The 11,611-nt window shown below is 72.8% G+C and carries 8 protein-coding genes; 2 read left to right on the plus strand and 6 right to left on the minus strand.

Translation table 11 applies throughout. The features are described from left to right. Positions 1 to 51: 51 nt before the first annotated feature. From ACFXPK_RS30705 to ACFXPK_RS30715, 3 genes are read right to left on the minus strand one after another with little or no spacing between them, the layout of a single operon-like run. Positions 52 to 1,443, minus strand: a complete 1,392-nt coding sequence (locus tag ACFXPK_RS30705; protein WP_385080391.1) for an aldehyde dehydrogenase family protein — start codon at positions 1,441 to 1,443, stop codon at positions 52 to 54. Then, entirely contained in the window at positions 1,443 to 2,543 is a 1,101-nt protein-coding gene (locus tag ACFXPK_RS30710; protein WP_385080392.1) for a phenazine antibiotic biosynthesis protein, read from the minus strand. The genes ACFXPK_RS30705 and ACFXPK_RS30710 overlap by 1 nt, the downstream gene beginning before the upstream one ends. A gap of 35 nt (positions 2,544 to 2,578) precedes the next feature. Then, complete coding sequence (locus tag ACFXPK_RS30715) at positions 2,579 to 3,562, minus strand: ParB N-terminal domain-containing protein (RefSeq protein ID WP_385080394.1); 984 nt, start codon at positions 3,560 to 3,562, stop codon at positions 2,579 to 2,581. A gap of 383 nt (positions 3,563 to 3,945) precedes the next feature. Between ACFXPK_RS30715 and ACFXPK_RS30720 the strand changes: the two genes are divergently transcribed. Continuing rightward, the gene (locus ACFXPK_RS30720; protein ID WP_385080396.1) at positions 3,946 to 4,782 is read left to right on the plus strand and encodes a PhzF family phenazine biosynthesis protein; all 837 of its coding nucleotides are present in this window, start codon (positions 3,946 to 3,948) and stop codon (positions 4,780 to 4,782) included. A gap of 61 nt (positions 4,783 to 4,843) precedes the next feature. After that, complete coding sequence (locus ACFXPK_RS30725) at positions 4,844 to 7,513, plus strand: LuxR C-terminal-related transcriptional regulator (protein ID WP_385080398.1); 2,670 nt, start codon at positions 4,844 to 4,846, stop codon at positions 7,511 to 7,513. Between the two features lie 73 nt (positions 7,514 to 7,586). Here ACFXPK_RS30725 and ACFXPK_RS30730 read toward each other — a convergent pair whose 3' ends face one another. Genes ACFXPK_RS30730 through ACFXPK_RS30740 form a run of 3 tightly spaced genes read right to left on the minus strand, consistent with a single transcriptional unit; the run spans position 7,587 to position 11,390 of the window. Continuing rightward, complete coding sequence (locus ACFXPK_RS30730) at positions 7,587 to 8,762, minus strand: hypothetical protein (protein WP_385003686.1); 1,176 nt, start codon at positions 8,760 to 8,762, stop codon at positions 7,587 to 7,589. A gap of 28 nt (positions 8,763 to 8,790) precedes the next feature. Beyond that, positions 8,791 to 10,725 carry an anthranilate synthase family protein gene (locus tag ACFXPK_RS30735; protein WP_385080400.1) on the minus strand — a complete coding sequence of 645 codons (1,935 nt, stop codon included), beginning with the start codon at positions 10,723 to 10,725 and terminating at the stop codon, positions 8,791 to 8,793. After that, on the minus strand, positions 10,722 to 11,390 hold the full coding sequence (locus tag ACFXPK_RS30740) for an isochorismatase family protein (protein WP_385080402.1): 669 nt from the start codon (positions 11,388 to 11,390) through the stop codon (positions 10,722 to 10,724). The genes ACFXPK_RS30735 and ACFXPK_RS30740 overlap by 4 nt, the downstream gene beginning before the upstream one ends. Between the last annotated feature and the right edge of the window lie 221 nt (positions 11,391 to 11,611).

Consider the following 11,611-nt stretch of genomic DNA (forward strand, 5'->3'; position numbering starts at 1 on the left):
CGGCCACCATGTGGCCGGGCGCCCCTTGCCCTGTCCGGGCCCGTGTCGGCGTCAGTCCCGGATGACGGTCTTCGTCCGCATGAGGAAGTCGGAGAGATATCCGTCGTGGGGCATCCCGATGTCCGTCCAGTGGGTCGGGTGGCCGCCGAGATACAGATTGCCGATCGTCGGCTCGTCCACCAGGGCGTCGACGAGCTGTTCGTCCTCGGTGACCGCGGTGAGGACCAGCGTGTCCAGCAGCGGGGCGATGCCCTCGGCGCGGGTCCAGGGCGCCACCCACACGCACGGGTAGGGGAGTTCGATACCGACCTGCGGCGCGTCCGACCGGTCGACCTGGTGGACGGTGGGACGGAGCACCGCGCCGCCGTCGCCCAGCTCGTCCACGAAGCCGGAGCCCCCCAGCCAGGCCCGGGTCCCCGAGGCGTTGGAGAGCACGTACCGCTCCAGCGCGCGGGCGGGGGCGACCGCCTGTACGGGGAGCACCGCCTTCTCGTCCTCCGGCGGCAGGCTGGGCAGGGTGGCGAGCCGCTGCGCCAAGGCCTCGGCCACGGGTGCGGGATCCCCCTCGACCAGCACCGCCGTGGCGTTCACGCACCCCGTGCCGCCGTGGTGGCCCACCGAGTCGACGATCATGTCCAGATGGCGGCGCCAGTCCGTCCCGGCGGTCAGCAGGATCTTGGACCGGCCCGGCTGCTGGCGCAGGATCGTGGGGTCGTCGTCGAACCTGCGGACGATGTCGTCGCCCCCGTACGCCAGATCGGCGCCGCGCAGCATGGCCTCGCCGGCTTCCTGCTCGGTGGGGAGCAGCACGACCTGGTCAGGACCGAACCCGGCCTCCCGCAGGGCGATGATGAGCCGGTGCGCGGTGAAGGGTTCCCGGCGCGTGGGGCGTACGGCGACCCGGAAGCCCAGCGCGAGCGCTTCCAGCCACAGACTGTGCGCGCCCGGATGGACCCCGGAGACATGGACGGCGAGGACGTCGCCGCGCCGGGCCCACACGGCCCGGCCGGTGCGGGTGAGCGGATCGCGCCAGCCGCCGACCGATCCGGCGGGCCGGGCGTACTGCACGCTGTCGTACACGTGCGCCGCCCGGTGCGCGGCGGTGCGGGTGGCGGCCCGGATCACCGAGATCGGCAGCCCGGAGACCCGGCTCACCCGGTACTCGTACTCCGCCACGGACAGGCCGCCGAGGGTGGCCGTCGCGAAGAGGGCGCCGGCCCGGGCGATCGCCGCGATCCGGGCGTCCGGGGAGAGGGGCGCCGCCTTGTGCAGCGCGTTCATGGCCCGGGTGACGAACAGCGTGGGGACCAGGCCCAGTTCGGCGACGGTCCGGCCCGCCACGTCCTTGATGTCCTGGTGCTTGCGGGAGCGGTAGACGCCGGCGGGGCCCAGCGCGTCCAGCCGTACCGGATCGACGGCCGTGTCGGTACGCGGACCGCTCATCAGTAGACCCCCTCGATGACGGCCTCGTCCTCGAAGTGCGTCACCGGGGCGATGTCGGCGACCGCGTCCCCGATGTTGCCGGGCAGCGGGGCGACGCGGGTGGCGAGATCGCGCTCCAGGTTGTTGGGCAGCAGCAGCGCCTTGCTGACGTGGTTCATCACGACCTGGCCGCGCTCGCCGTACCGGACGACCCGCTTGGTCTCCGGGTTGACGACGGAGAAGGTGACGTACGGGGAGAACGTGTCGAAGACGCACGGGTCGTCGTCGGTCAGCCCGAGCCGCTGGCCGGCGATGCCGAGGATCGTGGTGCTCCCGTAGTGGCCGTAGAGCGTGACGTCGGGGAAGACCTCGGTGCGGTAGAGATGGCGGGTGTCGGCGTCCATCTGGGTGCCGCCCCATCTGATCGCCCGTACCTTCCGGTTGACCAGATCGACGAGTTCGTCCCGGCGCGCCAGCCGCTCCAGCAGCGGGGGCGTGATCGCCATGACGCCGATGTCCTGGGTCCGCAGCACGAACGCGGCCTGGTCGATGATGTGTTCGGCGTAGGCGTCCGCCTGCTCGGGTCTGCCCTCGGCGATGAGCCGTTTCACCCAGCGCGGGTCGAGATCGACGGTGTGGCCCATGGTGCCGTGCGTGGCCGCCGAGCGGGCGAACAGCCGGCCGACGATGTGCGGTCCGGTGGGGGTGATCCCGAGCCAGTGCGCGCCCCGGGGGAATCCGTGAGCGTCGAGGTTGGCGTTGCTCCAGGCGACCATCCGGTCCAGCCAGTCGCTCAGGCAGACGACGCGCTTCGGCGCGCCGGTGGTGCCGCCGCTCTCGAAGACGCCCACGATCTCGGGGGCGTCCCCGTAGCCGCGCGGGACGAGATCCTGGGCCCGTACCTCACGCAGCTCGTTGACGATGTTCGGGAAGAGCTTGAGATCGTCATGGCTCTTGATGTCGTTCCGGGGATCGAACTCCAGGGTTTTCGCGCGTTCCAGCCAGTACGGCGAGCCCGTGTCCGGGCTGAAATGCCATTCCATCGCGGCACGGATGAACTCGTCGGGGTCGGGCTGCGCGTCGAACGGAAGATCCAGAACCGGGTTGACCACTCGCGACACGGTGACTCCTTGTCAACGGATACGGATTTCTTCGCTCACCTGGGGGCGGGGGAGGCGCGCTGGGATCTCTCCTCCAGTCGTCCCGCCAGTTCGCTCCAGGTGGCGGCACATTCACGAGCGGCCTCGGACAGTGCGGTCAGCGCGTGTTCCGGAAGGGTGTCGATCAACTGCTCGTGCCGATTGGCATAGAGGGACTGGGCGTCGAGCAGCCGCAGCATGAACCGGCCTGCCTCGGTGAAGCGCAGGGAGGGGTCCTTGCGCAGAATGGCCAATGCCTGCCGTCCCGCTTTGGGCGGCAGGTGATGCAGGGTGCCGGGCGGGCCGTTCCTGGTGTTCCGGTCCTTCCTGGTGTTCGCGTCCCCGGCCTCCCGGCGCGTGTCCCTCGGCACGGATTTCCCGGCGGCGGGGAATTTGTGCCGTACGAGAACGGGGTCCTGGCCGCGTCTCAGTTTCTCCCGTACGTCACGGACGGTCTCCGGGGAGATGCCGGCGAACTTGGCGACCTCACGGAGGGATCCGGCCGGATTGGCGCTCAGGTATTCGGCGGCCAGCCGGCGGCCGTGTTCGCTGTTCAGCGGCCGGGCCCGGCCGTCCCTGCCGACCCGCACGAGCGGCTGGTGCGCCGCGTCCACGGTGCGCTTGCGCACCTCGCCGACGGTCTTGGGGGAGAGCCCGGTGGCGGAGGCGATCGCACGGTCCGACCACTGCGGGTGGGAGACCACGATGCGCGCGGCGGCGCTCCGGCGCTCCGCCAGGGTGAGCGGCAGACCGTGGCCGACATTGAGCCGTACGCCGAGCACGAACGCGTCCTGCTCGGTGCCGTCGAAGAAGTTCACGCGTATGGTGTGCTCACCGCGGAGGATCGCCGAACGCACCCGGTGCATACCGTCGATGATCCGCATGGTGGACCGGTGGACGGTGATCGGCGGCAGGATTCCCGCCGTCTCCGTGAGCGTCTGTACGTGGCTGCTTATCTCGCCGCCGATCCGAGGGGAATCCGCCGGGAGCAAAAGTTCCACCGGCACCATCTCGGTCACCGGTGTGTCGGGATCCGCAGAGTGTGAAAAGTCCCTGAGTAAGAGTTTTGTGGCGTCAGCGGCGGGCATCGATGCACATTCTCCCTTCAGTCTTCTGAGCGGCTGTCGGGCTCACCTATCCGGACCATCATCCGTTTTGCTTCTATACGCAGGCGGCGGCAGACTATACTTTTCCTATACTGACCCCTTCTTCCTCGGTGGAACGGTGTCCACGGGCATCCCGGGCCAGGCTTCCGCCACTCAGGACAGCGTCCCCGAGCAGCCTGCACGACTGTGGGAAACCGGCAGTTGGACACCGGAGGACCGGCCGGTGCCGCAGTGGGGATTGCTTGGCGCGGCGGAAGCCCGCTGGTAGCTTCACCGAAATGCATCCATACGTAGTTGCTGACGCCTTCACGGAAACTCCGTTGGAAGGCAATCCGGTCGCCGTCTTCTTCGACGCTTTCGATATTCCCGCCGAACGCATGCAGAAAATCGCCCGGGAGATGAACCTTTCGGAAGTCACGTTCGTACTCCCGGCGGAGAAGGGCGGGGACGCCCGCATACGGATCTTCACCCCGGTGAACGAACTGCCCTTCGCGGGCCATCCCATGCTGGGCACGGCCGCCGTGCTCGGCGAGCACCGCACGGACGACCGGCTGATGCTGGAGACCGCCATGGGCGTGATCCCCTTCGAACTGGACCGGGCCGACGGCCGGATCACCGCCGTCCGCATGCGCCAGCCGATCCCCACCTGGGAACCGTACGAGTACGCCGGCGAACTGCTCGCCGCGCTCGGCCTGGACTCCTCCACCCTGCCGGTGGACGCCTACCGCAACGGGCCCCGGCACGTCTTCGTGGGGCTGCCCGACGTCGCGGCGCTCTCGGCGGTACGGCCCGACCTCCTCGCGCTCGCCAAGTTCCCCGACATGGCGGCCAACTGCTTCGCCCCGGCCGGTGCGCACTGGCGCAGCCGGATGTTCTCGCCCGCGTACGGCGTGGCCGAGGACGCGGCGACGGGCTCGGCCGCGGGACCCCTCGCGATCCATCTCGCGCGGTACGGGTGGGGCGACTTCGGGCAGCGGGTCGAGATCCTCCAGGGCGTCGAGATGGGACGGCCGTCGACGATGATCGCCACCGTCCGGGGCACCGCGGAGGAGATCGGATCCGTCGAGGTGGGCGGGGCCGCCGTGGTCGTCGCCCGGGGGACCTTGCAGGTGTGACGTCCCCTTCGGGACCGGAACGAGAGGCCCCGCGGGGCCTGGTGGGGGCGGGCGCGGAGAGATGGCGGAGGAGACCGTGACCGAGTGGTCCCTGGTCGGCCGGGACACCGAACTGCGGAGGATCGGCTCCGCGGTCGGCAGGGGGCGGGGCGTCCTGCTCGACGGAGGGCCCGGCGTCGGCAAGAGCCGGCTCCTGCGGGCCGCGCTGCGCCGGGCGGCGGAGGACGGCGCCGAGGTGCGGTGGCTGAGCGGCGCCGGGCGCGGCGAGGAGGAGACCTCGGCGCTGCTGGCCGACTGGGCCGACGGGTACGTGGGCGAGTCGCTGGGCATCCCCGCGCACTTCCTCGACGCCGCCTACCCCGGCGGGCGGTTCGTGCTCGGACTCGACGACGCGCACCTCCTCGCCGCGGCGCCCGCCGCCCGGCTCCGCGGACTGGTCACGGACGGCCGCGTGACCCTGGTCGCCGCCACGGAGGCCGGGGCCCACGCGGCCGACGGGATCAGCAGACTCTGGGTCGAACGGTCCGTGGAGCGGCTGGAGATCGGCGCGTTCGACCGCTCGGCGATGGCCGAGGCCGTCCACCACCGGCTCGGCGGACATGTCGTCGCCGCGACCCTGGAGGGCCTGTGGCGGCTCACCCTGGGCAACCCCCTCCTGGTGACCGAGGTGGTCGACTCCGCCGTGGCCGCGGGCAGACTCCGCCGTGAGGACGGGGTCTGGCACTGCACGGGCCCGGACCTCCCGCCGAGCCGCCGCCTGACCGACCTGGTGAAGCTGCGCCTCGGCCCGCTCGCGCCGGACGAACGCGAACTGGTCGAGATGATCGCCCTCGCCGAACCGCTCGACGCCGGACTGCCCGTCGTCGCCGGGCTGGCCCGCGCCGCGGAATCCCTCAACCGGCGGGGCGTCGTGGTCGCCGAGCGCGGCGGATCACGGCTGCGCCTGCGGCTGGCCTTCCCCCTGTACGCGCCGGTGGTCGCCGCCGCCCTGCCCGAACTGACCGGTCTGCGGTTACGGCGCCGGCTCGCCGACGCCCTCGACGGCGCGGGACCGCAGAGCGACGACGACCGGCTGCGCATGGTCGTCCTGCGGATCGACGCGGGCCAGCTCCCCGACCCCGCGCACCTCCAGTCCGCCGCGCGGATCGCCCTGCGACGCCAGGAGTTCGTACGCGCCGAACGGCTCTGCCTGCTCGCGCTCCGGGCGCCCGGGGGCGACACCACCGCGCTGGCGCAGTTGCGCGGCCACGCCCTCGCGGGCCAGCGGCGCCACGCGGAGGCCGAGGCCGTCTTCGACGCGGTGTGCGCGCCCGGCACCCCGGCCGCCGCCGCGCAGTCGGCCGAGTTCGTTCCCGCGGTACGGGCCCGCGCGGTCAACATGGCCTGGGGGCTGGGGCGCGTCGAGGACGCCGCGGCCGTCCTGGACGCGGCGGTCACGGTGACCCCCGAGGCCGACCAGGGGCCGCTCCAGGAGACCCGCACGGTCATCGGCCTGCTGGGCGACCGGCTCGCGGAGGCCGCCGCCATGGGGGAGGCCGTCCGGGACCTGCCGGCCGGGCACCCCCGCCGGGCGGGCGCCCCGGCCGTACTGCCGCCCGCGGCCTTCGCCCGCGCCGAACTGGGCGACGCGGCGGGCGCGCTCGCCCTCCTCGGCCACCGCGGCCCGGGAACCGGACCCCGGGACGACGAGGACGGGCTGACCCGGCACCTGGTGACGGCGTGGGCCGCGATGCGGGGCGGGGCCATGGCGGAGGCCGCCGCCGTACTGGACGGCCTGCCCGACCACGACGCCGTCGACGACCGCTCCCACGCCCTGCGGATCGCGACCGTACGGGCCCGCCTCCACCGCGCCTCGGGGCGGCTGCCGGAGGCGGTGGTCCTGCTCCGCCAGGCCGGCGCGCTGGAGAACACCTGGGACTGGCTCACCACGAAGGCCTGGTGCCTGGCCGAGCTGGCCGGGGCGCTGGCCGAGTCGGGGGAGCACGCCGAGGCGCTGCGCACCCTGGTCGAGGTCCGCTCGGAGGAGGCCGGTACGGTGCCGTACCCCGTCGCCTCGGACGGGGTGGCCCTGGAACGCGCCCTGGTGATCGCCCATGTCGGCGACTTCGCCGGCGCGACCCAGCAGGCGCTGGACCTCGCCGGTCGGGCGACCGCGGCGAACCGCCGGTTCCAGGCGCTGGCCGCGCTGCATCTGGCCGCCCGGCTGGGCGAGGCGCGCGCCGTCGTGGAGCGGGTCACCGCGCTGGCCCGTGACACCGACTCGGAGCTGGCCGCGCTCCAGGCCGCGCAGGTGCGCGCCCTCGCCGCCGACGACGGGGACGCCCTTCTCGAACTGGCCTCCCGGGCCGGCGCGACCGGGCTGGTCCCGCTGGCCGCCGAGCTGTGCGCGCAGGCCGCCCGCGCCCACGCCACGGCCGGACGCCACCGCAGGAGCAGGGCGGCCCGCGCCAGGAGCGTGGAGCTCCTGGAGGACACCGGCGGAACCCTGCCCCCGTGGGCGGCGCTGTACGGACCGGGCCCGGCGCCGCTCACCAGCCTCACCAGCCGGGAGCGCGAGGTGGCGGCGCTGGCCGCGTCCCTGCTGTCCAACCAGGAGATCGCCGACCGGCTGGTGGTCTCCGTACGCACGGTGGAGAACCATCTCCACCGCGTGTACGGAAAGCTGGGCGTCACGGCACGGGCCGACCTCGCCCACCGGCTGGATCCCGGGCCCGCCCCGCACCGCGGCTAAGGGCTGTCGCGTAATCCCTGGCGGGCGCGCGACGCCTGGCTCTCGCCGGGCGTCGGGCCCGGGGTCCGTGCGGTCAGAGCACGATCTTCTGGTGCGATCCGATCAGTTCGTCGATACGGCGGTCGGTCTCCTCGGGGACATCGTCCTCGTCGCGCAGCAGTACGGCGATGAGGCGCCCCAGCTCCGCGCTCTCCTCGGCGGTGAAGCCCAGCCGGGTGATCTCGGAGACCCCCAGCCGCAGGAAGCCGTCCACATTGATCCGGTGGCGCCCGAGGTGGTCCCGGAGCCGCTTCGCGTCGTCCAGCGGGACATCGATCAACACCTGGTGGCAGTAGGTGAGTTCGGAGAAGTTCTCCGCGCTCACACCGCGCAGCGCGACGCCCTCCTCGTGCAGCGACCGGGCGATGCTGCGCGCGTTCTCCACCACCTGCCGCGCGTACTCCCGCCACGGGGTCTCTTCGAGGACGATCCCGGTCGAGGCGATCCGGGCGAGATGGGGGTTGCAGATGAGGGTGGGGCCGTTGAGCGGCGTGAAGTTGGACAGGGCCTCCACCCGCCGGTGGATCTCCTCGCTGTTGGTGAGGACGATGCCGCCCTGCGGGCCGGGGAAGGTCTTGTGCGTCGAGCCCAGCAGCAGATCGGCGCCCTCGCGCAGCGGGTCCTGGTACTCGCCGCCGGCGATCAGACCCAGGCTGTGGGACCCGTCGTACGCGACGATGCCCCCGTACGAGTGGACGACCTCGCTGATCTCGCGGACCGGCATGGGGTACGTCACGATCGACGAACCCAGCACCACCAGCGGCGGCTTCACCTCCAGCAGGAGTTCGGTGGTGGCCGCCAGATCGACCTGCCAGTTCTCGTCGGAGAAGGGCAGCGGCAGCGGCCTGCGGTTGAAGACCGCGTAGTCGAGCGGATAACCGCCGCCGGGGAAGAAGGGAGGGATCCGCCCGACGTGGTCGTCGACCCCGGAGAGGGCGAAGACGACGGCCAGCAGGCTCATGTTGCCCGATATCGGCGACAGGTTGGCGTACTCGGCGCCGAACACCTCGCGCGCCAGGCCCGCCACGTACTCGGTCATCCGGCGCGACGGTTCCGTACCGGAGTAGAAGTCGGCCGCGTACCGCTGCGAGATGTCCGAACCGAGCGGGGCCCTGGCCCGGTCGGTCATCCGGTTCTCGCTCACGATCAGGTTCAGCGAGTTCAGCCGCGCCGCTTCGTGGGCCGTGAGGAAGTCTTCGACGATGGGCATGGTGATTCCTTGTCGTTGGGTGACGGGGTCAGGCGGTGAGGAAGAGGTTGGTGATCAGCCGGTCGAGCACGGCCGACCCGTCGCGGGTCATCACCGACGCCGGGTGGAACTGCACCGACGCGAACCCCTGGCCGCGCAGCGCGTGCACCTCCCCGCTCGCGGGGTCGCGGCACACCTCGACGGGCGCGGGACGCGCCGGGGGGCCGGGGAAGGAGTCCCGGGCGCTGACGGCGGCGAAGGTGTTGTAGAAGTACACGGCCTCCCGCTGCCCGAAGAGGTCGATCTCCCGCTGCGCCCCCTGGTTGGGCACCTCCTTGCGGACGAGTTCCAGTCCGAGCACCCCGCTCAGCGCCTGGTGGCCGAGGCAGACGGACAGGAACGGCGTCCCCAGGGCGATCAGCCGGCCGGTCACCTCGCGCAGATGGACGACCTTGGGATCCCGGATGTCGCGCGGGTCCCCCGGCCCCGGACCGACGACGACCAGGTCGTTGCCCTCCAGGCGGTAGCCCTCGTCGAAGCGGCGTACGGTCACCTCAAGACCCAGCTCCCGCATCAGGGCCGCGCCCATCGCGGTGAAGGTGTCCTCCGCGTCGATGAGCAGGGCCTTCCGCCCGGCCAGATGCGGCAGATGCCTGCTCCGGGAGGCCGGCGGCTCCCGCCAGAACGGGGCCAGCGGCATGTTCCTGGCCGCCAGCGCGTGGGCGACCTCCGGCAGGGCGCCCAGCCGCGGCGTCCCGGGGGCGGGCCCCGGCGCGGGGAGGGGGGCGGGGGCGACCGGGTCCGCGTGCAGGGCGGCGATCAGCCCGGCGGCCTTCGCCCGGGTCTCGGCGGCCTCGGCGCGCGGGTCGGAGTCGCGTACCAGCGTCGATCCCACGCCGAGCCGCAGCCGGCCGGCGCGGTCGATGTCGGCGGTCCTGATGAGGATGGCCGAGTCGAGCCGCCGGCCGCCCTGCGGGTCGCGGCCCAGCAGGGCGGCCATCCCGGCGTAGTAACCCCGGCCCTCCGTCTCGTACTTGGCGATGACGCGGCAGGCGCTCTCCAGCGGGCTGCCGGTGACGGTCGGCGCGAAGAGCGTCTCGCGGACCGCGTCCCGTACGTCGCCGTCGAAGCGGCCCTCGATGAAGTACTCGGTGTGCGCGAGATGGGCCATCTCGCGCAGCCGGGGGCCGACGACATGGGCGCCGCCGTCGCACACCCGGCTCATCATCTTCAGCTCTTCGTCCACCACCATGTACAGCTCGTTGGCCTCCTTGCGGTCGGCCAGGAAGTCCAGCACCCCGTCGCGGGAGGGCCCGGACGGCGGGTAGCGGTAGGTGCCGCTGATCGGGTTCATCACCGCGGTGCCCTCGTCCAGCGTGAGATGGCGCTCGGGGCTCGCGCCGACGAACGTACGGCCGTCCACATGGATCAGGAAGGTCCAGTAGGCGCCGGACGTGTGCCGCAGGAGCCGGCCGAAGAGGGTGAGCGCGGTCCGCGCCGACCAGCCGCCGATCGTGGCGGTGAAGGCGCGCTTGATGACGAAGTTGGATCCGGCGCCCGTGCCGATCTCGTTGGCGATGATCTGCCGGACGGTGTCCGCGTACTCCTCGTCCTCGGTGGTGAAGCCGCTGTCCCGGACGTCGATGGGCACATCGGGGAGACGGTCCAGCACCTCGTCGACCGGCAGGGCGCTCTGGCCGGTGACGGCCATGACGAGGAGCGGTTCGCCGTCGTCGTAGTGCTCGTACCCCCGCTCCCCGATCTGCCGGAAGGGCAGCAGCGCCAGCAGCTCGTGCCGGTCGCGCCCGCCCTCGGGAGGGAGCGGCAGATCGGCGGTGGTGGCGACCTCCGTGACCTCGCCGACGAGCAGGTCGATCAGGCCGGCGCCGCCCGCCTCCGGCCGGTGCAGCAGGGCGAAGGACGGCGGCGGCGTCGGGCCGGTCACCGCGTCGAGCAGGCCGGGGCCGTCCTCGTACGCGGTCAACTCGGCTCCCCCGGGCGGGGGCCGCCCAGGGCGGCCAGTACGGTCGCCGTCGGCACGACCATCGCGCAGCGGGTGGCCGCGTAGTCGACGGCCATCTGGTGGTGCTCCTCGGAGAAGTCGGCGACGGCGTCGGCGACGAGAAACGTCTGGATGTCGTGCGCGAACCCCTCGCAGGCGGTCTGGAGGATCCCGACATGGGCGTAGACACCGCACAGCACCAACTGGTCGCGTCCGCGCTCGCGCAACAGCTCCAGCAGGGGCGTACGGAAGAACGCGCTGGGCCGCCACTTGTCGAGGACGGTGTCGTCGGGGCCGGGCGCCAGCCGGTCGGGCACGCCCCGGTGCTCGGGGTCGGTGCTCATCCCCGGACCCCAGAAGTCCTTGAGCAGACCGCGCTGTTCCTCGGTCATGCCGCCGGGCTGCGCGGTGTACGCCACCGGGACACCGGCCGCCACCGCCGCCTCGCGGAGCGCGGCGACATGGCCGACCAGCTCCGTCACCGGGGACTGCCCGGCGGGGAAGGGCCGGAGGAAGAAGTGCTGCATGTCGTGGACGAGCAGGACGGCGCGGCGCGGATCGACCGTCCAGTCGGCCGTGTTCTCCGGCAGGGCGGCGGCGCTGGGCATGGGGTAGGGGGTGATCCGGGGGATGGCCGGAGCTGCCATGTCCGTTCTCCTTCCGTGAGGCCCCGGACCGTCCCGGGGCGGCGCGGGGCGGACCGGGGGCGCGGGGCGCGGGGCGGGGGCGGGGCGAGCGGGCCGGGCGAGGGGCCCGGTGGGGCGGGGGCCGCCCGCGGACGGGGGTGGAGGCGCCCCCGGGGAGCACCGGAGGAGAGGGGGGTGGGGAGAACACCCCCGCCCCCCCCCCCCCCCCCCCGCCCCCCGCG

It is taken from the genome of Streptomyces sp. NPDC059142 (assembly GCF_042755665.1).
Classification (GTDB): domain Bacteria; phylum Actinomycetota; class Actinomycetes; order Streptomycetales; family Streptomycetaceae; genus Streptomyces.

Excerpts from the sequence above, each read along its gene's own strand:
- ACFXPK_RS30705 (WP_385080391.1), bottom strand. The coding sequence starts at position 1,443 with ATGAGCGGTCCGCGTACCGACACGGCCGTCGATCCGGTACGGCTGGAC.
- ACFXPK_RS30720 (WP_385080396.1), top strand. The coding sequence starts at position 3,946 with ATGCATCCATACGTAGTTGCTGACGCCTTCACGGAAACTCCGTTGGAA.
- ACFXPK_RS30725 (WP_385080398.1), top strand. The coding sequence starts at position 4,844 with ATGGCGGAGGAGACCGTGACCGAGTGGTCCCTGGTCGGCCGGGACACC.
- ACFXPK_RS30730 (WP_385003686.1), bottom strand. The coding sequence starts at position 8,762 with ATGCCCATCGTCGAAGACTTCCTCACGGCCCACGAAGCGGCGCGGCTG.
- ACFXPK_RS30740 (WP_385080402.1), bottom strand. The coding sequence starts at position 11,390 with ATGGCAGCTCCGGCCATCCCCCGGATCACCCCCTACCCCATGCCCAGC.